Below are 24738 nucleotides of genomic sequence, written 5' to 3' on the forward strand. Positions count from 1 at the left end.
ACGTTGGGCAATCCAACTCGGTTTAAGTTCTTTCGTTGGACCTTGTAGGTTAAATCTTGGTTCTGTGTAGCCTGATTACAGCGGTCAAGACGCCCGTTCATAGCCCAAAGATGCTCTTGGCCGCTGACGGCCCTATAATGCGCGCCGGTTTTTGGGGTAATGGTCATGAGTACAGAAGATCCGCGGTTTGCAGGCATCGCCCGTTTGTATGGCATCGACGGCCTGGAGCGTTTGCGCGCGGCCCACGTGGCGATCGTCGGCGTGGGTGGCGTCGGTTCCTGGGCGGCGGAAGCCGTCGCCCGTTGTGGCGTGGGCGAGATTTCGCTGTTCGACCTGGATGACGTCTGCGTCAGCAACGCCAACCGTCAGTTGCACGCGCTGGACAGCACCGTCGGCAAACCCAAGGTTGACGTGATGGCCGAGCGCCTTCGCGGGATCAACCCGGACTGCACCGTGCACGCGGTGGCGGACTTCGTCACCCGCGAGACCATGGCCGAATACATCACGCCGAATATCGACTGCGTCATTGATTGCATCGACAGCGTGAATGCCAAGGCGGCGCTGATTGCCTGGTGCAAGCGCCGCAAGATTCAGATCATCACCACCGGCGGTGCGGGCGGTCAGATTGATCCGACGTTGATTCAGGTGTGCGATTTGAACCGGACCTTCAATGATCCGTTGGCTTCGAAAGTGCGCTCAACCTTGCGCCGGGATTACAACTTCTCCCGTACCGTGACCCGCCATTACAGCGTGCCGTGCGTGTTTTCCACCGAACAACTGCGCTACCCGAAACCGGATGGCAGCATTTGCTTGCAGAAGAGTTTTGTCGGTGATGGCGTGAAGCTCGACTGCGCCGGAGGGTTTGGTGCGGTGATGATGGTGACGGCGACTTTTGGGATGGTCGCGGCGACCAAGGCTGTGGATAAGATTGTGGCGGGTGTAAGACGCCCGGCCGATCGAATTAAACCTCAAGTTTAAGGTCGCTACGGATGGCCCCTTCGCGAGCAAGCCCGCTCCCACAGGGGAACGCATTTCAAATGTGGGAGCGGGCTTGCTCGCGAAGGCGATTAACCAGCCAACTCATTCATCCGCTGAAGCACGGCATTCAAGCCATTGCTGCGCGATGGCGACAATTGCCGCGCCAAGCCCAACTGATTAAACCACTCCGGCAAATCCACCTGCTGCAACTCTACAGCCGACAACCCGTTAACCCGCGCCAGCAGCAACGCCACCAGCCCGCGAATCAACCGCGCATCGCTGCTCGCGGCAAACTGCCAGTGACCGTCGTCCAGCGCGCCCACCAGCCACACCTGACTTTCGCAACCATGCACGCGGTTGGCATCGACCTTATCCACATCGCTCAACGCCGGCAGGCGGTCGCCCCACTGCATCAACAGCCGCGCCCGTTGTTCCCAACCGGCAGCCTTCTGAAAAACCTCCAGCGCCGCAACCGCATCGGCAGGCAAGTTCATCGCAACAACTCCAGCGCCTGATCCAGCGCTTCAAAGAACCGCTCCAGGTCTTCGGAATCGTTGTACAGCGCCAATGACACCCGAATCGCCCCGGCCAGCTCAAAATGCTTGAGCAACGGCATGGCGCAGTGATGACCGGCGCGCACCGCGATCCCCTGTTCGGTCAGCAAATGCGCCAAATCAGAGTTATGCACACCCTCGACGACAAAACTGGCCAGCGCCAGTTGCGGCTTGCCCAGCAACCGAATGCCATTGCGTGCTTCAAGGCCTTTGAGCAAATAGTCATGCAGCGCTGCTTCATGGGCGCAAACCGCGTCCTGATCAAGCCCCGCAAGATAATCCAGCGTCGCCCCCAAACCAATCACGCCGGCAATCGGCGGCGTACCCGCTTCAAAACCCAGTGGCGCCGGGCGGAACCGTGCGCTGTGGTAATCCGCATCCAGCACCATTTCGCCGCCGAATTGCCAGTGGCGCAGTTGCTCAAGCGCTTCATTGCGACCGAACAGCACGCCCAGCCCATCGGGGCCGTAAAGCTTGTGGCTGGAAAACACATAGAAGTCGCAGCCCAGCGCTTGCACGTCGTGCCGGCCGTGAACCACGCCTTGGGCGCCATCGACCACGGTCAGCGCGTTATGCGCCTTGGCCATCGTCAGGAGGGCGGGCAACGGCTGCCAGGCGCCGAGCACGTTGGACAGCTGACTGACCGCCAGCAAACGGGTTCGCGGACCGATCAACTGCGCGGCGGCATCAAGGTCGATCAAACCGTCGGCGTCCAGTGGCAGGATCACCAGCTTCAGGTCGCGACGGTGGGCCAGTTGCTGCCACGGCAACAGATTGGCGTGATGCTCCAGGGCGCTGATGACAACTTCATCGCCCGGATTGAAAAGATGTTCCAGGCCATAAGCCAGGAGGTTCAGCGCAGAGGTTGCGCCATGGGTAAAGATGATCTGCCCGCAATCGCCGGCATTGAGCCAATGGGCGACTTTGCTGCGGCTGGCCTCGAACGCTTGGGTGGCGTGGGCGCCGGGCAGGTGTTGCGCCCGATGCACGTTGGCCGCGCCGTTGGCGTAGTAATGCGCCAGGGCATCCAGGAGGGCTTGAGGTTTTTGCGTGGTGGCGGCGTTGTCCAGATAGGTCTGGTCTTGCCGTTGCAATGCGGCGATGGCCGGAAAATCGGCGCGCCAGGGAGAGGGAATCATCATGCTATTGGGCCCTGGTGACATGGGCGGGTGTACGCCTGACCTGTAGGAACGAGCGATGCGGCGTTCCTACAGGTGATCGTTTGACGCTCTGCTTAGTTGTGAGCGTGCAGCGCTTCGTTCAGTTCGATCGCCGATTTGTGGGTTTTGCATTCCACGGCACCGGTTTCCGAATTGCGACGGAACAACAGGTCAGGTTGACCGGCCAGTTCACGCGCCTTCACGACTTTGACCAGTTTGTTGTTTTCGTCCAGCAGCGCCACTTTGGTACCAGCGGTCACGTACAGGCCCGACTCAACGGTGTTGCGATCGCCCAATGGAATGCCGATACCGGCGTTCGCGCCGATCAGGCAGCCTTCGCCGACCTTGATCACGATGTTGCCGCCGCCCGACAGGGTGCCCATGGTCGAGCAACCGCCGCCCAGGTCCGAACCCTTGCCGACGAATACGCCAGCGGAAACGCGGCCTTCGATCATGCCCGGGCCTTCGGTGCCGGCGTTGAAGTTAACAAAACCTTCGTGCATCACGGTGGTGCCTTCGCCCACGTAGGCGCCCAGACGAATACGTGCCGCGTCAGCGATACGCACGCCGGCCGGAACCACGTAGTCGGTCATTTTCGGGAACTTGTCCACCGAGAACACTTCCAGCAGCTCGCCGCGCAGACGGGCTTCCAGTTGATGCTCGGCCAGTTCGGCCAGGTCGATTGCGCCCTGGCTGGTCCATGCCACGTTCGGCAGCAGAGGGAACACGCCCGCCAGGTTCAGGCCATGCGGCTTGACCAGACGATGGGACAGCAGGTGCAGCTTGAGGTAGGCCTCAGGGGTGGAGGTCAACTGAGCGTCTTCGGCCAGAATGGTCGCGACCAGCGGCTTGTGGCTCTCGGCCAGACGGGTCAGCAAGGCAGCCTGGGCAGCGTCGACGCTTTTCAGGGCTTCAGCCAGTTGCGACGCCTGAGCGGTGGTGAAGGCGATGGCCTGATTACCTTCGGTGTAGCCCAGAACAGGCGCGATGGCAGCGACCAGTTCGGCCGAAGGGTTGAGCAGTGGCTGCGCGTAAAACACTTCCAGCCATGCGCCTTGACGGTTTTGAGTGCCGACACCAAAGGCCAGGCTGAACAGGGTAGTAGACATGTTGATACCTCTAACAAAATGGAACGGGCTGCTTACTTGAGCGCTGCCGCGTAGATATCTGGCTTGAAGCCAATCAGGGTTCGGTCACCGAGATCAAGCACCGGGCGCTTGATCATCGAGGGTTGTGCGAGCATCAGTTCGATGGCTTTCGGCTGGTCGAGATCGGCTTTGCGTTCGTCGTCGAGCTTGCGAAAGGTCGTGCCTGCACGGTTCAACACCACTTGCCAGCCGTGCTCATCGCACCATTGGGTCAGGTGTTCACGGTCGATTCCGACCGTCTTGTAATCATGAAAGTCATAGCTGACAGCGTGTTCATCGAGCCAGGTGCGCGCCTTTTTCATGGTGTCGCAGGCTTTGATGCCGAAAAGGTGCAACGTTTTGCTTGAAACGGTCAAGGAATTGCCCCCTTTGCAGGTGCTGGAAATAAAAGGTGACGGATTATGCCATGACCGGACGGTTTCGCGTCGGTCGTGGTGATACGCCACTGCAAAACCTGTGGGAGCGCGGTGTTTGCGGTGTGCGACATTGGTGCAACGGCCACCCCGCAGTCTAAGCGGCTAATATGGCACTTTAATGCTGTCGATTGCCTGGGAGCCGTTGCTGATTGGCTGCAGCGGAACACGCAAGCGCTGCGGGCGCAGCGTTTTGGAGTTTTAGCAGTTTGAGCTGTCACCACCAGATCGGTGATGACGTGCTGTGCGAAGTATTGGGGGAACTTGATTTAAGCGAAGCGAACCATGGGCAAGTCAAATAAACTCACCTTTAATGGAAGGTTATTCGTTTTCTGCCGGGTAGGGATAAGCCTTCGCCATGAAGGCCTTGTCTTTTTCGCTGAGATCAAAATTGAGAAAAATCTGGAAGTCGCCTTCGGTCCAGGATTGGCGGATGACGTAGTGCATGATCGACTCTCGGTCGTACTCTGAATAAACGCTTGCGTCGGGGTCTGCGCGATCCAGATACCATTGGTGCAGTCTTTCTCGCATCACTCTGGCTTGGTAGTCGTCTTCTTCAGGGTTATCTGTTATTCCATGTTGTGCATAAATGGCTGACGTGTTCCAGGGGATGTTTGCTGTCGGGTTGGTTTGCTCATGTTCTGCCCCCAGCATATGGCCGAATTCATGCATTACATTGGCTGCAAAATAATCTGCGTGGTTGGATGAGTGTGGCCAGAGCTTCATTGTTGGTTCATCAGTAGATAACAGTGCATCTGTGCCGATGTTGGATGAGAACGTTCCTTCCTCGCTAAGTATGCGGACGTCGCCTTCTTTACCCTCGACGAATTCGAATTTTAAATTGATGTGCGGCAGCCAATTGTTGGCTGCTGAGATGGTCGCGGCCTTGAATTCTTGGGTGCCATTGAGAAAGGCGATGCGAAGAGTGCGCCCGGGAGTCCAGAATTTGGAAGGATTTTTCTTGGCCCACATTACTCTGCAACTCCTGGGAAAACCTGAGTGGGGGTGTGCGCTGTAATTGCAAAGTTGCAGGGGGGTTCGAAGTCTTCGGGCGTCGTTATAGAAAAACTTACTGTGAAATGCATGATCTAACTTCCTTGTTTTATTAGTGGGGGGCAGGTTTTTCTGCGGAAGTAGAATTTAGGTTTGGTAACAGGTTTAGTAAAGTGGAGAGCTTGCGGGGTGTGTTACTTGATGTTGTTAGAGTCGCCAGATATTGCGCTCGAAAAATAATATGGCTTTGTATGAACTTTGGTGTCTTATAATGGAATAGGGTTGGTTGTATTGAAGTAGGGCCTGATAATGCAAGTTGCCGTGCCAGATTGACTGGCACGGCTTCATGTATTACTGCTTGCGGGTAATGAACGCGCGAATACGTTCGGCGGCTTCCACGCATTCCGCCAGTGGCGCGACCAGCGCCATCCGTACCCGACCGGCACCCGGGTTGACGCCATCCACCTCTCGGGACAGGTAAGAACCTGGGACCACAGTCACATGCTCCTCGACAAACAGATCGCGGCAGAACGCCTCGTCATCGCCTTCAACATTCGGCCACAGGTAGAAACCACCGTCCGGGCGCTGCACATCCATCACCGGGCTGAGGATTTCCAGTACCGCATCGTATTTCTCGCGATACAGCGCACGGTTGGCGCGCACGTGCACTTCGTCATTCCACGCGGCAACGCTGGCCAGTTGGGTCTGAACCGGCATCGCGCAGCCGTGGTAGGTGCGGTACAGCAGGAAGCCTTTGAGAATGTCCGCATCACCGGCCACGAAGCCTGAGCGCAGGCCCGGCAGGTTGGAACGCTTGGACAGGCTGTGGAACACCACGCAACGCTTGAAGTCTTTGCGGCCCAGTTCCACGCAGGCGCTGAGCAAGCCGGCCGGCGGGGTTTGTTCGTCGAAGTACAGTTCGCTGTAGCACTCGTCGGCGGCGATCACGAAGTCGTATTCGTCGGCCAGGGCAATCAGCTTCTTCAGGGTTTCAACCGGGATCAATGCGCCGGTCGGATTGCCTGGGGAGCACAGGAACAGGATCTGGCAGCGTTTCCAGATGTCTGGCGAAACAGCATCGAAATCCGGGTTGAAACCGTTTTCGTCCAGGCACGGCAGGTAATGCGGCTTGGCCCCGGCGAGGAACGCGGCGCCTTCGTAGATTTGATAGAACGGGTTCGGGCTGACCACCAGTGCGTCGTCGCCACGGTTGACCACGGTCTGGGTGAAGGCGAACAGCGCTTCACGAGTGCCGTTGACCGGCAGCACATTGCACGCCGGGTCGAGCCAGCCGTGCGGGACGTTGAAACGACGTTCGCACCACGCGGCGATGGCTTCACGCAGAGCCGGGATGCCGAGGGTAGTCGGGTACACGGCCATCTTATCCAGATTGCTTGCCAGGGCTTCGGCGACAAAGCTTGGCGAACGGTGTTTCGGCTCGCCAATGGACAGCGCAATGGCACGCTTGTCCGGGTTTGGCGTGACGCTGCCGAGCAGGGCGCGGAGCTTCTCGAACGGGTAGGGCTGCAATTGGGTCAGAGCGTTGTTCATCGGTACGGGGTCTCGTTCAAAGCGGCTGAATCCTGGCGCGCGGCTAGATGCTGATGTGCGACAGTTTGATATCGGGTTCGTTTCTGACGGTCAGCTGTTCGACGATTGCATCCTGCAAGCGGCTGCACAGCAATGGGTCCGACAACGGCTGGTTGTTCGCGTCGGTGATGAAGAACACGTCTTCCACGCGCTCGCCCAGGGTGGCGATCTTGGCGTTTTGCAGTGACAGGTCGAACTCTAGAAAGATTGTGCCGATCCGCGCCAGCAGACCGGGGCGATCCGGGGCGCTGAGCTCCAGCACCGTTACCGGGCGTTGGGCGTCGTTGTGGATCGTCACCTGTGGCGCAAACGCGAAATGCTTGAGCTGGCGCGGCACCCGACGCTGAATGATGGTCGGGTAGTCGTCCGGGTTGCGCAGGGCTTCGGTCAGGCCTTCGCGAATCTGTTTGACCCGCGCCGGGTTGTCGCCGATCGAGTCGCCGTCGGTGTCGAGCACGATGTAGGTGTCGAGGGTGAACTGGCTGCTGGAGGTGATAACCCGGGCGTCGTGAATGTTCAGGTTGAGCTGGTCCATCGCCGCCACGGTCACGGCGAAGAAGTCGTGCTGGTCCGGCGCATAGATGAAGATCTGCGTGCCGCCTTCGAACTCGCGCTGGGTGGTTTCCTTGATCAGCACCAGCGGCCCGCCGTCGGCCGGCTGCTGGAGGATCGCGTCACTGTGCCAGGCCACGTCGCCGGCGGTGTGGCGCAGGAAGTAGTCATCGCCCAATTGTGCCCACAGTTGCTCGACGTCGTCCGGATCGGTGCCTCCGCGCACCAGGATGTCCAAAGCGGCGCTCTGGGTCTGGCGGATTTGCTCTTCGCGGTCCACCGGGTTTTCCAGGCCGCGGCGCAAGGCTCGCTTGGTCTCGGTGTAGAGCTGGCGCAACAGACTGGCGCGCCAGGAATTCCACAGCGTCGGGTTGGTGGCGTTGATGTCGGCGACGGTCAGCACGTACAGATAATCAAGATGGGTTTCATCGCCGACGATCTGCGCGAAATCGTGGATCACCTGCGGGTCGGACAAGTCCTTGCGCTGGGCGGTGGTCGACATCAGCAAATGGTTTTGCACCAGCCAGACGATCAGGCGGCTGTCCCACACCGGCAACTGGTGGCGCTGGCAAAAGGCTTCGGCATCCACCGCGCCAATTTCCGAGTGGTCGCCATGCCGGCCCTTGCCGATGTCGTGGTACAGGCCGGCCAGGTAGATCAGCTCGGGTTTGGGCAATTTGCCCATGAGCTTGCTGGCCAGCGGGAATTTTTCCGACACCTGGGTGTACTGCAACTTACGCAGATGTTTGATCAGGTTCAGGGTGTGAGCGTCGACCGTATAGATGTGAAACAGGTCGTGCTGCATCTGTCCGACGATGAAGCCGAACTCCGGCAAGTAGCGCCCGAGGATGCCGTAACGATTCATCCTTCGCAGGTTGCGGTGGATGCCGATCTTGCACTTGAACAGCTCGATAAACAGGCTGGTATTGCGGATGTCGTTGCGGAAGTCATCGTCGATCAGGTGACGATTTTCCCGCAGCAGACGAATGGTGTCGGCGCGCACGCCTTTGATTTCCGGCTGCTGGGCCATCAGTACGAAGATTTCCAGCATGGCGAACGGTGTACGACGGAATACATTGTCGTTGCGGGCCTCGATGTAACCGTCGTGCAGCTGGAATCGCGAGTTGATCGGCTGCGGCGGCGCTTCGTCTTCCGGCGCGAGGATGACTTCCTCGAAGTGCTGGATGATCAGGTCGCTGAGCTGGGCAATGCTCATGACCACCCGGTAATACTGTTGCATGAAGTTTTCGATGGCTTGCTTGGCGTCATCGCCTTTGAAACCCAGCAGCCCGGCGATGGTGCGCTGGTGATCAAACAGCAAGCGGTCTTCGGAACGGCCGGCGAGCATGTGCAGGGCGTAACGAACCTTCCACAGGAATTCCTGTGAGGAGGCCAGCAGGGCGTTTTCGCTCTCGACCAGGAAACCTTCGCCGGCCAGGGCCCGCAGGTTCAGGGTGCCGTATTCACGACGGGCCACCCAGAGAATCGTCTGAATATCCCGTAGGCCGCCGGGCGAGCCTTTGACGTTGGGTTCCAGGTTGTATTCGGTGTCGTTGTATTTGTGGTGACGGGCCTTCTGCTCGGCGCGTTTGGCCAGGAAGAAGTCCTTGCTCGGCCACATGTGCGCGGTGCTGGTGACGTCCAGCATGCGCTGGCGCAAGCGCTCGGGGCCGCAGATGGTACGGCTTTCCATCAGGTTGGTGACGACCGTCAGGTCGGCGCGGGCCTCCTGGACGCACTCGTCCACGGAGCGAACGCTCTGACCGACTTCAAGGCCGATGTCCCACAACAGCGTCAGAAAACGCTCGATGGAATCTCGGAAAACTTCATGATCGGCGCTGTCCAGCAGGATCAGCAAATCGATGTCGGAATAAGGGTGCAACTCGCCGCGACCGTAGCCGCCGACCGCGACCAGCGCGATGTCGGCGTCTTCGCTCCAATTGAACTGCTCCCAGGCCTTTTGCAGGATGTTATCGACGAACCAGGCGCGATCCTCGATCAGCCGGCGAATGTCGCGGCCGCTGCGAAAGCGCTCGTCGAGCACCTCGCGGGCCTGGCGAATCGCCTTCTTGAAGGCCGCGATCGGGCTTGCCTTCAGGGCCAGTTCAGCCTGGAACTGGCCACGGTCGAAGAGTTCGGGATCCACCTGCGGCATCGATTGGCTTTCCTGTCTATAAGGCTGAGGAGATGCGCGCCCGGATCAGGCCGAAACGCGCGGGATGGTGTCGTCGGCGCGCAGGGTGAAGATCTCGTAACCCGTTTCGGTTACCAGCAGGGTGTGTTCCCACTGTGCCGACAGCTTGCGGTCCTTGGTGATCGCGGTCCAGCCGTCGCCCAATACCTTGGTGTCGGCTTTGCCCTGGTTGATCATCGGCTCGATGGTGAAGGTCATGCCGGCTTTCAGTTCCATGCCGGTGCCGGCGCGGCCGTAGTGCAGGATCTGCGGCTCTTCATGGAACACCTTGCCGATGCCGTGACCGCAGAACTCGCGAACCACGGAAAAGCCGTTCTTTTCAGCGTGCTTCTGGATGACTTCGCCGATGTCGCCCAGGCGGCAGCCGGGTTTGACGATTTCGATGGCCTTGTACATGCATTCCTGAGTCACTTGCGACAGGCGCTCGGCCCAGACCGGCACAGTGCCGACGTGGAACATGCGGCTGGTGTCGCCGTGGTAGCCGTCCTTGATGACGGTGACGTCGATGTTCAACGTATCGCCATCCTTCAAGGCCTTCTCGTTCGGAATGCCGTGGCAGACCACGTGATTGATCGAGGTGCAGATCGACTTCGGGAAGCCCTTGTAGTTGAGCGGGGCAGGGATGGCTTTCTGCTCGTTGACGATGTAGTCGTGGCAGATGCGGTCCAGTTCTTCAGTGGTAATGCCCGGCTTGACATGTTCGGCAATCATTTCCAGCACATCGGCGGCCAGTTTGCCGGCGATGCGCATTTTTGCGATGTCCTCTGGGGTTTTGAGGGTGACGGTCATACAGGCTCTCTCTGCGCTCGATGGCGCCTTCTAAAACGGGATGGGCGTTGCGCGATCGATCTTCGCGGCCCTGAAAAACGCGATTCTAACAGACGAGCAGCGCAAATCTGAGCCTCTGTGCATCGCTTCTCCTTATAGAATGGCGCATTCTTGGAGGATTCCAAGGGGCGGAACCAAGGCGCGGACCAGGATTTAACAATCCGGGTTCCGTTTTTTTCAGCCTTGTGATATAAAATGCGCCGCTTTCCGGGGATCCCCTGAAAAGCCTAAATCCACACACGTGTCGACACGATGACCTGGGTGCCTTCAGCTGATGCTGCTGGTTGGTCATTGGGATACGTGGAGGCCAAACCCGACTTATTAAGGAACTATCATGTCCCAAGTCAACATGCGCGATATGCTGAAGGCCGGTGTGCACTTCGGTCACCAGACCCGTTACTGGAACCCGAAAATGGGTAAGTACATTTTCGGCGCGCGTAACAAGATCCACATCATCAACCTTGAAAAAACCCTGCCAATGTTCAACGAAGCTCTGACTTTCGTAGAGCGTCTGGCCCAGGGCAAAAACAAGATTCTGTTCGTCGGCACCAAGCGTTCCGCTGGCAAGATCGTTGCTGAAGAAGCAGCACGTTGCGGTTCGCCGTACGTCGATCACCGCTGGTTGGGCGGCATGCTGACCAACTTCAAAACCATCCGTGCTTCCATCAAGCGTCTGCGTGACCTTGAAGTGCAAGCCGAAGACGGTACTTTCGCCAAGCTGACCAAGAAAGAAGCGCTGATGCGCACTCGCGATCTTGAGAAGCTCGATCGTTCCCTGGGTGGTATCAAGGACATGGGCGGTCTGCCAGACGCTCTGTTCGTTATCGACGTTGATCACGAGCGCATCGCGATCACCGAAGCCAACAAGCTGGGCATCCCGGTTATCGGCGTAGTCGATACCAACAGCAGCCCGGAAGGCGTTGACTACATCATCCCAGGCAACGATGACGCAATCCGCGCTATCCAGCTGTACATGGGTTCGATGGCTGACGCTGTAATCCGCGGTCGCAACCACGTTGCTGGCGGCACCGAGCAGTTCGTTGAAGAAGCTCCGGTAGCAGCAGCTGAGTAATTGACGCCTTGGCGTTGACTCAGTAAGCAAAAAGGGGGCTTGGCCCCCTTTTTGCCACCTCGAAAACCGTTTGTCGGCAGCGCAGTTACAGCCTCTGTAGCCTGCAGCAGCCAGCAAGGGTGGTTCGGGAAGAATTGATCGCCCGTTCGATCGGGTGGAATGGTTGAAAACCTATCCAAGAGGAATTTTGAAATGGCAGAGATTACTGCAGCGTTGGTCAAAGAACTGCGCGAGCGTACTGGCGAAGGCATGATGGACTGCAAAAAGGCCTTGACCAAGGCTGGCGGCGACATCGAAAAAGCCATTGATGACATGCGTGCTTCGGGCGCCATCAAGGCTGCCAAGAAAGCTGGCAACGTTGCCGCTGAAGGCGCTATCGCTCTTAAGGAAGACGGTAAATCCGCCGTTCTGCTGGAAGTGAACTCGCAGACCGACTTCCTGGCTTTGCAGGACGACTTCAAGGCATTTGTCGCTTCCAGCGTTGAAAAAGCGTTCGCTGACAAACTGACTGACGTTGCTCCGCTGATCGCAGCTCAAGAAGCCGATCGCCTGGTTCTGGTCGGCAAGGTTGGCGAAAACGTCAACATCCGTCGCCTGGCTCGCGTTGAAGGTGACGTTGTTGGTGGTTACCTGCACGGCAACAAGATCGGTGTTGTGGTTGCCCTTAAAGGCGGCAGCGTTGAGCTGGCCAAGGACATCGCCATGCACGTAGCGGCGACCAACCCTGAATTCCTGCTGCCATCGGAAGTTTCCGCTGAAGCGGTCGAGCGTGAGAAAGGCGTGTTCCTGACCCTCAACGCTGACAAGATCGCCGGCAAGCCGGAAAACATCGTTGAAAACATGGTCAAAGGCCGTATCAGCAAGTTCCTGGCTGAAGCGAGCCTGGTTGAACAGGCGTTCGTCAAGAACCCTGAAATCAAGGTTGGCGAACTGGCCAAGAAAGCCGGTGCTGAAATCGTTTCCTTCACCTACTTCAAAGTAGGCGACGGCATCGAGAAGCCGGTCGACAACTTCGCTGAAGAAGTTGCTGCCCAGCTGGCTGCCGCCAAGCAATAAGACAGTTTTTAACTGTCGCCCTGAAGAGGCTGCCCGCTCACGCGCGCAGCCTCTTTTCAGATGGGGCACCAATTTTTAATTGGTTTCCCTTTGGAACTGGCTTACAAAGCCATGTTCCGATGGCGCTGAAGCAGCGCCAAGTTAGAGTGAACGCCAGCTGTAAACAGCTCGCAAAGAATTTTTAAAATACGCCGCAGGAGAGATTCGCAATGGCTCAGCAGGGCAGTGGTTATCAGGCTCGCTATAAACGCATTCTACTCAAGCTTAGCGGCGAGGCCCTGATGGGCTCGGAAGAGTTCGGGATCGATCCGAAAGTTCTGGATCGCATGGCGCTGGAAGTCGGCCAACTGGTCGGCATCGGTGTTCAGGTCGGCCTGGTGATCGGCGGTGGCAACCTGTTCCGCGGTGCAGCGCTGAGCGCGGCCGGCATGGATCGGGTCACCGGCGACCACATGGGCATGCTGGCCACTGTGATGAACGCCCTGGCCATGCGAGACGCCCTGGAACGAGCCAATATCACCGCTATTGTGATGTCGGCTATTTCCATGGTCGGCGTAACCGATCACTATGATCGGCGCAAAGCCATGCGTCACCTGGATGCCAAGGAAGTTGTGATTTTTGCTGCCGGTACCGGCAACCCGTTCTTCACCACCGATTCGGCAGCTTGCCTGCGCGGCATCGAAATCAACGCGGACGTGGTGCTCAAGGCCACCAAGGTTGACGGTGTTTACACCGCTGACCCATTCAAAGACCCGCATGCCGAGAAGTTCGATCATCTGACTTACGATGAAGTGCTGGATCGCAAGCTGGGCGTAATGGATCTGACCGCTATTTGCCTGTGCCGCGACCACAAGATGCCGTTGCGCGTATTTAACATGAACAAGCCCGGCGCCCTGCTGAACATCGTGCATGGCGGCGCTGAAGGGACCCTGATCGAGGAAGGCCAACAATGATCAACGAAATCAAGAAAGACGCTAAAGAGCGTATGCAGAAATCCGTCGAGTCGCTGATGCACAACTTCGGCCGTATTCGTACTGGCCAGGCGCACCCAAGCATTCTTGAAGGCGTGATGGTGCCGTATTACGGTTCCGACACTCCGATCAAGCAGGTGGCGAACATCACCGTCAAAGACGCCCGTACCCTGCAAGTCGTTGCCTTTGAGCGCAACATGCTGGGCGCCGTCGACAAAGCCATCGGTAGCGCAGGTCTGAACCTCAATCCGACCAACCTGGGTGAATTGCTGCTGATCTCCATGCCGGCCCTGACCGAAGAAACCCGTAAGGGCTTCACCAAGCAGGCTCGCGATGTCGCTGAAGATGCCCGTGTTGCGGTGCGCAACATCCGTCGTGATGCGAACAGCCAGCTCAAGGATCTGGTCAAGGAAAAAGAAATCAGCGAAGACGAAGAGCGCCGCGCCACTGGCGAGATCGACGATTTGACCAAGAAGTACGTGGCTGAAATCGACGCGAATCTGGCGCAGAAAGAAAAAGACCTGATGGCCGTATAAGGGTCGCGTTTTCATGGAAAAGACCAAGCAGACTGCGCCGTCCGCGGTGCCGCGCCATGTCGCGATCATCATGGATGGTAATAATCGCTGGGCGAAAAAGCGCTTTATGCCGGGTGTCGCCGGTCATAAAGCGGGCGTGGATGCGGTTCGTGCGGTGATCGAGGTGTGCGCCGAGGCCGGGGTCGAAGTATTGACCCTGTTCGCCTTCTCCAGCGAGAACTGGCAGCGCCCGGCCGACGAGGTCAGCGCCTTGATGGATCTGTTCTTCAAGGCGTTGCGTCGCGAAGCCAGGCGCCTGAACGAAAACAACATCAGTTTGCGCATCATTGGCGACCGTTCGCGCTTTCATCCAGAGCTTCAGGCTGCCATGCGTGAAGCTGAGGCAATGACGGCGGGCACCAATCGCTTCGTTCTGCAGATCGCTGCCAACTATGGCGGACAGTGGGATATTGCGCAGGCCGCACAGCGTCTGGCTCGGGAAGTTCAGGCTGGGCACCTGCGTCCGGAAGACATTACCCCGGAACTCTTGCAAACCTGTCTGGCTACCGGCGATTTGCCGTTGCCGGACTTGTGCATCCGTACCGGTGGCGAGCACCGCATCAGTAACTTCCTGCTGTGGCAACTGGCTTACGCCGAGTTGTACTTCTCCGACCTGTTCTGGCCGGACTTCAAACACGATGCCATGCGTACCGCGCTGGCCGATTTTGCTTCTCGGCAGCGCCGCTTCGGTAAAACGAGCGAGCAGGTCGAGGCTGGAGCCCGGTTTTAATGCTTAAACAACGAATCATCACCGCGCTGATCCTGCTGCCGATTGCCCTGTGCGGGTTTTTCCTGCTCGAAGGTACCGGTTTTGCGCTGTTCATCGGGCTGATCGTGATCCTCGGTGCATGGGAGTGGGCTCGCCTTGCGGGCTTCACTGAGCAGCCGATCCGCGTTGCCTATGCGGCTGTGGCCGCGTTGATGCTGTTTGTCATGCATGTCGTGCCTGGGCTCGCGCCTTGGGTGTTGGGCGCTTCGGTGCTTTGGTGGGGTGTTGCAACCTATCTGGTGCTGACTTATCCGCGCTCCAGCGAACTTTGGTCCAGCGCTGCCTGCAAGCTGGTGATCGGTCTGCTGATCCTGCTGCCCGCCTGGCAAGGTCTGATTCAGATCAAGCAGGAGTCTTTGGGCAACTGGCTGATCATGGCGGTGATGGTGCTGGTCTGGGGCGCTGATATCGGTGCTTACTTCTCCGGCCGGGCCTTTGGCAAGCGCAAGCTGGCGCCACAGGTCAGTCCCGGCAAAAGCTGGGAGGGCGTCTATGGCGGCCTCGCGGTGAGTCTGATCATTACTGTCATTGTCGGTCTGGTTCGAGACTGGACGGTGGCGCAGCTGTTCAAAGGTCTGATTGGTGCAGCCATCATCGTGTTTATCTCGGTGGTAGGTGATCTCACCGAAAGCATGTTCAAGCGTCAGTCCGGGATCAAGGACAGCAGTAATCTGCTGCCGGGTCACGGCGGCGTGCTGGACCGTATCGACAGCCTGACTGCAGCGATTCCAGTGTTTGCAGTGCTGCTGTGGATGGCGGCACCGTGAGCCGCCCGCAGCAGATTACCGTCCTGGGGGCGACCGGTTCGATTGGTCTGAGCACGCTTGATGTCATCGCTCGTCATCCCGAGCGATATCAGGTTTTCGCCTTGAGCGGTTTCACCCGTCTGAGCGAACTGTTGGCGCTGTGTGTTCGTCATACGCCGCGGTTCGCCGTGGTACCTGAGGCGGGTGCTGCCCGAGGCTTGCAGGACGACTTGCGCGCCGCAGGCCTGCCGACCCGCGTGTTGGTGGGAGAGGAAGGCCTGTGTCAGGTTGCTTCCGATCCTGAGGTCGATGCGGTCATGGCGGCCATCGTGGGTGCCGCGGGCTTGCGACCGACTCTGGCGGCGGTCGAAGCCGGCAAGAAAATCCTCCTGGCCAACAAAGAAGCACTAGTGATGTCGGGTGCGCTGTTCATGCAGGCGGTGCGCAAGAGTGGTTCGGTGTTGCTGCCGATCGACAGCGAGCACAACGCGATTTTCCAGTGCATGCCACAGGATTTCGCTCGTGGACTGGGTGCCGTCGGGGTGCGTCGGATTTTACTCACGGCCTCTGGCGGTCCGTTCCGACAGACACCTGTGTCTGAACTGGTGCATGTTTCCCCTGAGCAAGCGTGTGCCCACCCGAACTGGTCCATGGGGCGCAAGATTTCGGTGGATTCGGCCAGCATGATGAACAAGGGGCTGGAGTTAATCGAAGCCTGCTGGCTGTTTGATGCGCAGCCGTCCCAGGTCGAAGTGGTGATTCATCCTCAAAGCGTGATTCATTCGCTGGTCGATTACATCGACGGTTCGGTATTGGCCCAGTTAGGTAACCCTGATATGCGCACGCCGATCGCTAACGCGCTGGCCTGGCCGGAGCGAATCGACTCGGGTGTTGCGCCGCTGGACCTGTTTGCAATTGCGCGGCTGGACTTCCAGGCGCCTGATGAAGAGCGATTCCCGTGTCTGCGCCTTGCGCGTCAGGCGGCTGAATCCGGTAATAGCGCGCCGGCCGTGCTGAATGCGGCGAATGAAGTGGCGGTCGCCGCCTTTCTCGACGGGCGGGTTCGCTACCCGGAAATCGCGAGTATCATCGAAGAAGTATTGAATCTCGAGCCCGTGGTTGCGGTTGACGATCTCGAAGCAGTGTTCACGGCTGACGCAAAAGCGCGAGTACTTGCCGAACAATGGTTGAGTCGTCACGGGCGGTAAGTGCTGCAATACGTTGACCCATGCGGCACTGGACAGGATTGCGGAGAAAGTAGATGAGCGCGCTCTATATGATTGTCGGCACCCTGGTGGCTTTGGGTGTGCTGGTCACCTTCCACGAATTCGGCCATTTTTGGGTCGCACGTCGCTGTGGGGTCAAAGTGCTGCGTTTCTCCGTGGGCTTCGGTATGCCGTTGCTGCGCTGGCACGACAAGAAAGGCACTGAGTTCGTCGTCGCCGCGATCCCTCTGGGCGGTTACGTGAAAATGCTCGACGAGCGCGAAGGCGAAGTGCCGGCTGATCAGCTTGATCAAACCTTCAATCGAAAATCCGTCCGCCAGCGTATCGCTATCGTATCGGCGGGTCCGATTGCCAACTTTTTACTGGCGATGATTTTTTTCTGGGTGCTCGCCATGCTCGGCAGCGAGCAAGTGCGCCCGGTCATTGGTGCAGTCGAATCCGGCAGTATCGCCGCCAAGGCTGGTTTGAGCGCGGGCCAGGAAATCATTGCCATCGATGGCGAGCCAACTTCCGGCTGGGCCGCGGTGAACCTGCAGTTGGTCCGTCGTCTTGGGGAGAGCGGTTCCCTGCAGTTGCTGGTCCGTGATCAGGGTTCTACAGTGGATTCGTCCCGTGAGCTGATGCTGGATAAATGGCTCAAGGGTGCCGATGAACCGGATCCGATTCGTTCGCTGGGTTTGCGCCCTTGGCGTCCGGCGCTGCCACCGGTTCTGGCCGAACTTGATCCGAAAGGCCCGGCACAGGCTGCTGGCTTGAAGACCGGTGACCGACTGTTGGCTCTGGACGGCAAGTCGCTTGATGACTGGCAGCAGGTGGTGGACACGGTCCGTATGCACCCTGATACCAAAATCATGCTGCGCGTCGAGCGTGATAGTGCTCAAATCGACGTCCCTGTGACGCTGGCCGCTCGCGGCGAGAAGAAGGCACCCAGTGGTTATCTGGGGGCTGGGGTGAAGGCGGTTGATTGGCCGCCAGAAATGATTCGCGAAGTGAGTTATGGTCCTGTGGCAGCGATTGGGGAGGGTGCTCGACGCACCTGGACCATGAGCGTACTGACCCTCGATTCGCTCAAGAAAATGTTGTTCGGTGAGCTCTCGGTAAAAAACTTGAGTGGACCGATAACCATTGCTAAAGTGGCGGGCGCTTCTGCCCAGTCGGGTGTCGCTGATTTCCTGAATTTCCTTGCTTATCTGAGTATTAGCTTGGGGGTTCTGAATTTGTTGCCCATTCCTGTACTGGATGGGGGGCATTTGTTGTTTTATCTGATCGAGTGGGCGCGTGGTCGCCCCTTGTCGGATCGGGTGCAGGGTTGGGGGATACAGATCGGTATCAGTTTGGTGATCGGGGTGATGTTGCTTGCTCTTGTCAATGATCTGAGTCGACTGTAACGCTTCGCTGAATTGCGAATCTGCCGCATTTTGCGGCAGTTTGTTTATTGCCAGTTGGAATAAGAAAGGACTTCATGAAACGTCTGCTGCTAACTGCGGTTCTCACCGTATTGATGATCGCCGAAGTTCACGCCGAGTCCTTCACTATCTCTGATATTCGCGTCAATGGCCTCCAGCGGGTCTCCGCGGGTAGCGTCTTTGGTGCTTTGCCGTTGAACGTCGGTGAACAGGCGGATGATCGTCGCCTGGTGGAATCCACTCGTGCGTTGTTCAAAACCGGTTTCTTTCAAGATATCCAGCTGGGCCGCGATGGCAACGTCCTGGTCATCACGGTAGTCGAGCGCCCGTCGGTCGCCAGTATCGAGATCGAGGGTAACAAGGCGATCTCCACTGAAGACCTGATGAAAGGCCTCAAACAATCCGGTCTGGCCGAAGGCGAGATCTTCCAGCGTGCTACCCTCGAAGGTGTGCGTAACGAGCTGCAGCGCCAATACGTCGCTCAGGGTCGCTACTCGGCTACCGTCGACACTGAAGTGGTGCCGCAGCCGCGTAACCGCGTTGCGTTGAAGGTCAATATCAACGAAGGCACCGTTGCTGCTATCCAGCACATCAACGTGGTGGGTAACACCGTCTTCCCTGATGAAGACCTGATCGACCTGTTTGAACTCAAGACCACCAACTGGCTGTCGTTCTTCAAGAACGATGACAAGTACGCTCGTGAAAAACTTTCCGGTGACCTGGAGCGTCTGCGCTCCTACTACCTGGACCGTGGCTATATCAACATGGATATCGCTTCGACCCAGGTGTCCATCACCCCGGACAAGAAGCACGTCTATATCACCGTCAACGTCAATGAAGGTGAGAAGTACACCGTCCGTGACGTCAAGCTGAGCGGCGACCTGAAAGTCCCTGAAGACCAGGTCAAGTCCCTGCTGCTGGTCCAGAAAGGCCAGGTGTTCTCGCGCAAGTTGATGACCACGACGTCCGAACTGATCACCCGCCGTCTGGGTAACGAGGGTTACACCTTCGCCAACGTCAATGGCGTGCCTCAGCCTCATGATGAAGACCACACGGTTGACATCACGTTCGCCGTCGATCCTGGCAAGCGTGCCTACGTGAACCGCATCAACTTCCGTGGCAACACCAAGTCCGAAGACGAAGTGCTGCGCCGTGAAATGCGTCAAATGGAAGGCGGCTGGGCTTCGACTTACCTGATCGACCAATCCAAGACTCGTCTTGAGCGTCTGGGCTTCTTCAAGGAAGTCAACGTCGAAACGCCGGCCGTGCCGGGTGTCGACGACCAGGTGGACGTGAACTACAGCGTTGAAGAGCAAGCCTCCGGTTCGATTACCGCTAGCGTCGGTTTCGCCCAGAGTGCCGGCCTGATCCTCGGTGGTTCGATCACCCAGAACAACTTCCTGGGTACGGGTAACAAAGTCAGCATCGGCTTGACCCGCAGTCAATACCAGAGCCGCTATAACTTCGGTTACGTCGACCCGTACTGGACTGCTGATGGCGTGAGCCTGGGTTACAACGCGTTTTATCGCACCACCGACTATAAAGACCTCGACGTCAACGTAGCCAGCTACGCCGTAGACAGCCTGGGTGCAGGCGTCAGCGTTGGTTACCCGATCAGCGAGACTTCGCGTCTGACCTTCGGTCTGTCTGCACAGGAAGACAAGATCAAGACTGGTCAGTACACCGTTGACGAGATTTTCGCCTTCGTTAACAAGGAAGGCGATCAGTACCTCAACTTCAAGGCATCGGCTGGTTGGTCAGAATCCACCTTGAACAAAGGTGTACTGGCGACCCGTGGTCACTCCCAGAGCTTGACCGCGGAAGCCACGACGCCGGGCAGCGACTTGTCGTTCTTCAAGCTCGATTACCGCGGTCAATTGTTCCAGCCGCTGTCTGAAAATTACACCATGCGCCTCCACACCGAACTGGGTTATGGCGATGGTTATGGTTCGACCGATGGCTTGCCGTTCTATGAAAACTACTATGCTGGTGGTTTCAACTCGGTACGTGGCTTCAAGGACAGCACTCTGGGGCCTCGTAGTACTCCGAGCCGTGGCGTGAACCCTGGGACCACAGCCGACCCGGATCAGGATCCACTACCGTTTGGTGGTAACGTCCTGATTCAGGGTGGTGTAGAAGTTCTGTTCCCTCTGCCGTTCGTGAAAGATCAGCGTTCCTTGCGCACTTCAGTATTCTGGGACGTGGGTAATGTGTTCGATTCGACTTGCAAGCAGAGCACTAACGCCGATGGTTCGAAGTCCAACACTCAGTGTAACGATGTCAGCCTGAGCAATATGGCCAGTTCGGTAGGTGTCGGTGTGACATGGGTTACCGCCCTTGGTCCGTTGAGCTTCGCCTTGGCGATGCCAGTCAAAAAACCGGACAGCAATGCCGAGACTCAAGTGTTCCAATTCTCCCTCGGCCAGACGTTCTAAGCGTCTGACCCAAGATAACGACAATGGATTTTGTAGGAGTGCATCGTGCGTAAGTTGACTCAATTGGTTCTCCTGGCGACCTTACTGGTAGCAGGTCCGGCTTTTGCCGACATGAAAATCGCCGTTCTGAACTATCAGATGGCTCTGCTGGAATCCGATGCGGCCAAGAAGTACGCCGTTGATGCCGAGAAGAAGTTCGGCCCACAGCTGAGCAAACTCAAGACTCTGGAAAGCAGTGCCAAAGGTATCCAGGACCGTCTGATGGCCGGCGGCGACAAGATGCAGCAAGGTGAGCGTGAACGCCTGGAACTCGAATTCAAGCAGAAGGCCCGTGACTTCCAGTTCCAGTCCAAGGAACTGAACGAAGCCAAAGCCGTTGCCGACCGTGAAATGCTGAAACAGCTCAAGCCGAAACTGGACAGCGCTGTGGAAGAAGTCATCAAGAAAGGTGCTTTTGACCTGGTCTTCGAGCGTGGCGCAGTGATTGATGTCAAACCTCAGTACGACATCACTCGCCAGGTTATCGAGCGCATGAATCAGCTGAAGTAATCATGACAGCGACTATAAAGCTCGGCCAATTGGCCGAGTTCCTCGGGGCCACACTGCGTGGCGACCCGGAGAAAGAAATTACTGGGCTAGCCACTTTGCAAGAGGCTGGCCCAGCTCAGTTGAGCTTTCTCGCAAACCCCCAATACCGTAAATACCTGGCTGACAGCCGGGCCGCAGCCCTGTTGCTGAAGGCCGCTGATGCTGAAGGTTTTGCAGGTAATGCGCTGGTCGTGCCTGATCCGTATCTGGCCTACGCGCGGATTTCTCATCTGTTCGATCCCAAGCCAAAGGCCGCTGTCGGTGTTCATCCGACAGCCGTTGTGGCAGCGGATGCAGTAGTCGATCCAGCAGCGAGTATTGGTGCTTTTGCGGTGATCGAAAGCTGCGCACGTATTGCTGCGGGTGTGACCGTTGGCGCGCACTGCTTCATTGGTGCCCGCTGCGAGATTGGCGAGGGCGGCTGGCTGGCCCCGCGAGTCACGCTGTACCACGATGTTCGCATCGGTAAACGGGTGGTGATTCAATCCGGTGCCGTACTCGGTGGCGAAGGTTTCGGTTTTGCCAACGAGAAAGGTGTCTGGCAGAAGATCGCTCAGATCGGTGGTGTGCTGGTCGGTGACGACGTGGAGATTGGCGTGAATACCGCTATCGATCGCGGTGCACTGGCCGATACCGTTCTGGGTAACGGGGTGAAACTCGACAACCAGATTCAGATCGCCCACAACGTCCAGATCGGTGATCACACCGCCATGGCCGCGTGCGTGGGGATCTCCGGCAGCACCAAAATCGGCAAGCATTGCATGCTCGCCGGTGGCGTAGGGCTGGTGGGGCATATCGAAATTTGCGACAACGTTTTTATCACCGGGATGACCATGGTGACCCACTCGATTACCGAAAAGGGTTCCTATTCTTCCGGTACGGCCATGCAACCGGCAGCCGAATGGCGCAAAAGCGCGGCCCGTATCCGTCAGCTCGATGACATCGCGCGGCGTCTGCGACAGCTGGAAAAGCGTGTAGGGGAAGTGACCCCTGACGGTAATGCTTCATCAGATGGCTGATACCATTTCCATATCAAGTGTGCACAGCCGCTAGACTGCCTCCTTGATTTGCTAGAGGGGTGCGCGTCAGTCGCGCCTCCCAATCTTTACATAGGCTTCCCCCCGAAATGATGGACATCAACGAGATTCGCGAATACCTGCCTCACCGTTACCCGTTCCTGCTGGTGGACCGGGTCGTGGATCTGGATGTGGAAGGCAAGCGCATTCGCGCCTACAAGAATGTCAGCATCAACGAGCCGTTCTTCAATGGTCACTTCCCTGCGCATCCAATCATGCCGGGTGTGTTGATCATCGAAGCGATGGCACAGGCTGCCGGCATCCTTGGCTTCAAAATGCTCGACGTGAAGCCTGCCGACGGCACGCTCTACTACTTCGTCGGCTCCGACAAGCTGCGTTTTCGCCAGCCCGTCACCCCAGGCGATCAGTTGATCCTCGAAGCCCGCTTCATCAGCTGCAAGCGCCAGATCTGGAAGTTCGAATGCCAGGCTTCGGTCGATGGCAAGCCAGTCTGCTCTGCTGAAATCATCTGCGCGGAACGCAAACTATGAGTTTGATTGACCCTCGCGCAATCATCGATCCGACGGCTATCCTGGCCGACGGCGTCGAGGTCGGCCCTTGGTCGATCATCGGTGCAGGTGTGGAAATCGGCGAGGGGACAGTGATCGGGCCGCATGTGATTCTTAAAGGCTCGACCCGAATCGGAAAGCACAACCGTATCTACCAGTTTTCTTCGGTAGGCGAGGACACGCCCGATCTGAAATACAAGGGTGAAGAAACCCGTCTTGTCATTGGTGACCACAACGTCATCCGTGAAGGCGTGACGATTCACCGTGGGACCGTTCAGGACCGTTCTGAAACAACCCTGGGCGATCACAATCTGATCATGGCCTATGCCCACATCGGCCACGACAGCGTCATCGGCAACCACTGCATCCTGGTCAACAACACCGCGTTGGCGGGCCATGTGCACGTTGAAGACTGGGCGATCCTGTCCGGTTTTACCCTGGTTCATCAGTATTGCCATATCGGCGCCCACAGCTTTTCCGGTATGGGCACCGCCATCGGCAAGGACGTTCCTGCGTACGTCACGGTGTTCGGCAACCCGGCCGAAGCCCGCAGCATGAACTTCGAAGGCATGCGTCGTCGCGGTTTCAGCGAAGATGCGATCCACGCGCTGCGTCGTGCCTACAAGGTGGTTTACCGCCAGGGGCTGACGGTCGAACAGGCACTCGCCGAACTGGCCGAGCCTTCGGATCAGTTCCCGGAAGTCGCGGTATTCCGTGATTCGATCCAGTCTTCGACCCGCGGCATCACTCGTTAATCATGGCTAATCTGCGTATTGCGCTGGTAGCGGGTGAGGCTTCCGGCGACATTCTGGGCGCCGGTCTCATGCGCGCACTCAAGGCTCAGCACCCGGCAGTGGAGTTCATCGGTGTCGGCGGTCCGCTGATGCAGGCCGAAGGCCTGACCTCGTATTTCCCGATGGAGCGTCTTTCGGTCATGGGCCTGGTGGAAGTGCTGGGCCGCTTACGCGAGTTGCTGGCGCGCCGCAAGAAGCTGGTTGCCGACCTGATCGCCGAGAAGCCGGACGTGTTCATCGGTATCGATGCCCCGGACTTCAACCTCAATATCGAACTCAAGCTGCGTCAGGCCGGGATCAAGACCGTGCATTACGTGAGCCCGTCGGTTTGGGCGTGGCGGCAGAAACGGGTGCTGAAGATTCGCGAAGGCTGCGATTTGATGCTGACGCTTTTCCCGTTCGAAGCGAAATTCTATGAAGAGAAGGGCGTGCCGGTGCGGTTTGTCGGGCACTCACTGGCCGATGCGATCCCGCTTGAAGCCGATCGCGCCGCCGCGCGGGCTGAACTCGGTTTGCCCGACGGGCCGCTGGTTGCTCTGATGCCCGGCAGTCGCGGTGGCGAAGTTGGCCGGCTCGGCGCGTTGTTTCTCGATACGGCCCAGCGTCTGCGAGCCCTGCGCCCTGGTGTGCGGTTCGTCATGCCTTGCGCCGGCCCCGAGCGCCGCAAACAACTTGAAGAGCTGCTGGCAGGCCGAGATCTGCCGCTGACATTGCTCGATGGCAAATCTCATCTGGCTCTGGCGGCCTGCGACGCGGTACTGATTGCCTCCGGGACCGCTACGCTTGAAGCGTTATTGTACAAACGGCCGATGGTGGTCGCGTATCGATTGGCACCGCTGACGTTCTGGATTCTCAAGCGCATGGTGAAAAGTCCCTACATTTCCTTGCCGAACCTGCTGGCCCAGCGCCTGTTGGTGCCCGAGTTGTTGCAGGACGATGCGACGGTTGAAGCCTTGGCCCAAACGCTGTCGCCACTGATCGAAGGCGGTGAAGAACAGACCCGCGGCTTCGATGAAATTCACCGTACCTTACGTCTGGACGCCTCCAATCAGGCGGCGGACGCGGTACTGAACCTGATCGGCAAAACACAATGAGCAAAGCAAGC

At 58.0% G+C, this 24738-nt stretch carries 23 protein-coding genes; 15 read left to right on the forward strand and 8 right to left on the reverse strand.

Annotated elements, in window-relative coordinates:
* Positions 1–165 precede the first annotated feature (165 nt).
* Entirely contained in the window at positions 166–978 is an 813-nt protein-coding gene (gene tcdA / locus JFU47_RS23250; protein ID WP_446739644.1) for a tRNA cyclic N6-threonylcarbamoyladenosine(37) synthase TcdA, read from the forward strand.
* A gap of 89 nt (positions 979–1067) precedes the next feature.
* Here tcdA and JFU47_RS23255 read toward each other — a convergent pair whose 3' ends face one another.
* The 8 genes from JFU47_RS23255 to map form a co-directional block, all read right to left on the reverse strand.
* Positions 1068–1472, reverse strand: coding sequence for a SufE family protein (locus JFU47_RS23255; protein WP_201185916.1), 405 nt, complete (start codon positions 1470–1472; stop codon positions 1068–1070).
* Entirely contained in the window at positions 1469–2674 is a 1206-nt protein-coding gene (locus tag JFU47_RS23260; protein WP_140677659.1) for an aminotransferase class V-fold PLP-dependent enzyme, read from the reverse strand. The genes JFU47_RS23255 and JFU47_RS23260 overlap by 4 nt, the downstream gene beginning before the upstream one ends.
* A 92-nt stretch (positions 2675–2766) precedes the next feature.
* Positions 2767–3801, reverse strand: coding sequence for a 2,3,4,5-tetrahydropyridine-2,6-dicarboxylate N-succinyltransferase (gene dapD / locus JFU47_RS23265; protein WP_123365799.1), 1035 nt, complete (start codon positions 3799–3801; stop codon positions 2767–2769).
* Between the two features lie 32 nt (positions 3802–3833).
* Positions 3834–4196 carry an ArsC family reductase gene (locus tag JFU47_RS23270; RefSeq protein WP_207203057.1) on the reverse strand — a complete coding sequence of 121 codons (363 nt, stop codon included), beginning with the start codon at positions 4194–4196 and terminating at the stop codon, positions 3834–3836.
* Positions 4197–4574: 378 nt separating this feature from the next.
* Complete coding sequence (locus tag JFU47_RS23275) at positions 4575–5225, reverse strand: hypothetical protein (RefSeq protein WP_201185917.1); 651 nt, start codon at positions 5223–5225, stop codon at positions 4575–4577.
* A gap of 372 nt (positions 5226–5597) precedes the next feature.
* Positions 5598–6797: a succinyldiaminopimelate transaminase gene (gene dapC / locus JFU47_RS23280; RefSeq protein ID WP_201185919.1), complete on the reverse strand. Its 1200-nt coding sequence runs from the start codon at positions 6795–6797 to the stop codon at positions 5598–5600.
* 43 nt (positions 6798–6840) lie between these two features.
* Complete coding sequence (locus tag JFU47_RS23285; RefSeq protein WP_123365850.1) at positions 6841–9543, reverse strand: [protein-PII] uridylyltransferase; 2703 nt, start codon at positions 9541–9543, stop codon at positions 6841–6843.
* 45 nt (positions 9544–9588) lie between these two features.
* Positions 9589–10371: a type I methionyl aminopeptidase gene (gene map, locus JFU47_RS23290; RefSeq protein ID WP_201185921.1), complete on the reverse strand. Its 783-nt coding sequence runs from the start codon at positions 10369–10371 to the stop codon at positions 9589–9591.
* 373 nt (positions 10372–10744) lie between these two features.
* On the opposite strand from map, the gene rpsB reads away from it, so the two are divergent.
* The 14 genes from rpsB (at position 10745) to lpxB (ending at position 24727) form a co-directional block, all read left to right on the forward strand.
* Positions 10745–11482, forward strand: coding sequence for a 30S ribosomal protein S2 (rpsB, locus tag JFU47_RS23295; RefSeq protein ID WP_003219330.1), 738 nt, complete (start codon positions 10745–10747; stop codon positions 11480–11482).
* A 192-nt stretch (positions 11483–11674) separates the two neighbouring features.
* Positions 11675–12538, forward strand: coding sequence for a translation elongation factor Ts (tsf, locus tag JFU47_RS23300; RefSeq protein WP_033056302.1), 864 nt, complete (start codon positions 11675–11677; stop codon positions 12536–12538).
* Positions 12539–12747: 209 nt separating this feature from the next.
* Positions 12748–13491, forward strand: a complete 744-nt coding sequence (gene pyrH, locus JFU47_RS23305; protein WP_048719949.1) for a UMP kinase — start codon at positions 12748–12750, stop codon at positions 13489–13491.
* Positions 13488–14045 carry a ribosome recycling factor gene (gene frr, locus JFU47_RS23310; protein ID WP_008028968.1) on the forward strand — a complete coding sequence of 186 codons (558 nt, stop codon included), beginning with the start codon at positions 13488–13490 and terminating at the stop codon, positions 14043–14045. The genes pyrH and frr overlap by 4 nt, the downstream gene beginning before the upstream one ends.
* 13 nt (positions 14046–14058) lie before the next feature.
* Entirely contained in the window at positions 14059–14814 is a 756-nt protein-coding gene (gene uppS, locus JFU47_RS23315) for a polyprenyl diphosphate synthase (RefSeq protein ID WP_123365853.1), read from the forward strand.
* Complete coding sequence (locus JFU47_RS23320) at positions 14814–15620, forward strand: phosphatidate cytidylyltransferase (RefSeq protein ID WP_201185923.1); 807 nt, start codon at positions 14814–14816, stop codon at positions 15618–15620. The genes uppS and JFU47_RS23320 overlap by 1 nt, the downstream gene beginning before the upstream one ends.
* A complete protein-coding gene (gene ispC, locus JFU47_RS23325) occupies positions 15617–16807 on the forward strand; it encodes a 1-deoxy-D-xylulose-5-phosphate reductoisomerase (RefSeq protein ID WP_201185925.1) in 1191 nt (396 codons plus the stop codon). The genes JFU47_RS23320 and ispC overlap by 4 nt, the downstream gene beginning before the upstream one ends.
* 53 nt (positions 16808–16860) lie before the next feature.
* Positions 16861–18213, forward strand: coding sequence for a sigma E protease regulator RseP (rseP, locus tag JFU47_RS23330; protein WP_140677646.1), 1353 nt, complete (start codon positions 16861–16863; stop codon positions 18211–18213).
* 74 nt (positions 18214–18287) lie between these two features.
* Entirely contained in the window at positions 18288–20666 is a 2379-nt protein-coding gene (gene bamA / locus JFU47_RS23335) for an outer membrane protein assembly factor BamA (RefSeq protein ID WP_123365856.1), read from the forward strand.
* 45 nt (positions 20667–20711) lie between these two features.
* Positions 20712–21215, forward strand: a complete 504-nt coding sequence (locus JFU47_RS23340) for an OmpH family outer membrane protein (protein WP_123365857.1) — start codon at positions 20712–20714, stop codon at positions 21213–21215.
* A gap of 2 nt (positions 21216–21217) precedes the next feature.
* Positions 21218–22273, forward strand: coding sequence for a UDP-3-O-(3-hydroxymyristoyl)glucosamine N-acyltransferase (gene lpxD / locus JFU47_RS23345; RefSeq protein WP_201185927.1), 1056 nt, complete (start codon positions 21218–21220; stop codon positions 22271–22273).
* Between the two features lie 107 nt (positions 22274–22380).
* Entirely contained in the window at positions 22381–22821 is a 441-nt protein-coding gene (gene fabZ / locus JFU47_RS23350) for a 3-hydroxyacyl-ACP dehydratase FabZ (protein WP_008154051.1), read from the forward strand.
* Complete coding sequence (gene lpxA / locus JFU47_RS23355) at positions 22818–23594, forward strand: acyl-ACP--UDP-N-acetylglucosamine O-acyltransferase (protein ID WP_140677643.1); 777 nt, start codon at positions 22818–22820, stop codon at positions 23592–23594. The genes fabZ and lpxA overlap by 4 nt, the downstream gene beginning before the upstream one ends.
* A 2-nt stretch (positions 23595–23596) precedes the next feature.
* A complete protein-coding gene (lpxB, locus tag JFU47_RS23360; RefSeq protein ID WP_140677641.1) occupies positions 23597–24727 on the forward strand; it encodes a lipid-A-disaccharide synthase in 1131 nt (376 codons plus the stop codon).
* Positions 24728–24738 lie beyond the last annotated feature (11 nt).

The sequence above is a fragment of the Pseudomonas sp. TH39(2020) genome (assembly GCF_016650715.1).
GTDB lineage: Bacteria > Pseudomonadota > Gammaproteobacteria > Pseudomonadales > Pseudomonadaceae > Aquipseudomonas > Aquipseudomonas mandelii_C.

Coding starts and splice junctions, on each gene's coding strand:
- tcdA (WP_446739644.1), top strand. CDS start 166: ATGAGTACAGAAGATCCGCGGTTTGCAGGCATCGCCCGTTTGTATGGC.
- JFU47_RS23255 (WP_201185916.1), bottom strand. CDS start 1,472: ATGAACTTGCCTGCCGATGCGGTTGCGGCGCTGGAGGTTTTTCAGAAG.
- JFU47_RS23260 (WP_140677659.1), bottom strand. CDS start 2,674: ATGATGATTCCCTCTCCCTGGCGCGCCGATTTTCCGGCCATCGCCGCA.
- dapD (WP_123365799.1), bottom strand. CDS start 3,801: ATGTCTACTACCCTGTTCAGCCTGGCCTTTGGTGTCGGCACTCAAAAC.
- JFU47_RS23275 (WP_201185917.1), bottom strand. CDS start 5,225: ATGTGGGCCAAGAAAAATCCTTCCAAATTCTGGACTCCCGGGCGCACT.
- dapC (WP_201185919.1), bottom strand. CDS start 6,797: ATGAACAACGCTCTGACCCAATTGCAGCCCTACCCGTTCGAGAAGCTC.
- JFU47_RS23285 (WP_123365850.1), bottom strand. CDS start 9,543: ATGCCGCAGGTGGATCCCGAACTCTTCGACCGTGGCCAGTTCCAGGCT.
- map (WP_201185921.1), bottom strand. CDS start 10,371: ATGACCGTCACCCTCAAAACCCCAGAGGACATCGCAAAAATGCGCATC.
- rpsB (WP_003219330.1), top strand. CDS start 10,745: ATGTCCCAAGTCAACATGCGCGATATGCTGAAGGCCGGTGTGCACTTC.
- tsf (WP_033056302.1), top strand. CDS start 11,675: ATGGCAGAGATTACTGCAGCGTTGGTCAAAGAACTGCGCGAGCGTACT.
- pyrH (WP_048719949.1), top strand. CDS start 12,748: ATGGCTCAGCAGGGCAGTGGTTATCAGGCTCGCTATAAACGCATTCTA.
- frr (WP_008028968.1), top strand. CDS start 13,488: ATGATCAACGAAATCAAGAAAGACGCTAAAGAGCGTATGCAGAAATCC.
- uppS (WP_123365853.1), top strand. CDS start 14,059: ATGGAAAAGACCAAGCAGACTGCGCCGTCCGCGGTGCCGCGCCATGTC.
- JFU47_RS23320 (WP_201185923.1), top strand. CDS start 14,814: ATGCTTAAACAACGAATCATCACCGCGCTGATCCTGCTGCCGATTGCC.
- rseP (WP_140677646.1), top strand. CDS start 16,861: ATGAGCGCGCTCTATATGATTGTCGGCACCCTGGTGGCTTTGGGTGTG.
- bamA (WP_123365856.1), top strand. CDS start 18,288: ATGAAACGTCTGCTGCTAACTGCGGTTCTCACCGTATTGATGATCGCC.
- lpxD (WP_201185927.1), top strand. CDS start 21,218: ATGACAGCGACTATAAAGCTCGGCCAATTGGCCGAGTTCCTCGGGGCC.
- fabZ (WP_008154051.1), top strand. CDS start 22,381: ATGATGGACATCAACGAGATTCGCGAATACCTGCCTCACCGTTACCCG.
- lpxA (WP_140677643.1), top strand. CDS start 22,818: ATGAGTTTGATTGACCCTCGCGCAATCATCGATCCGACGGCTATCCTG.
- lpxB (WP_140677641.1), top strand. CDS start 23,597: ATGGCTAATCTGCGTATTGCGCTGGTAGCGGGTGAGGCTTCCGGCGAC.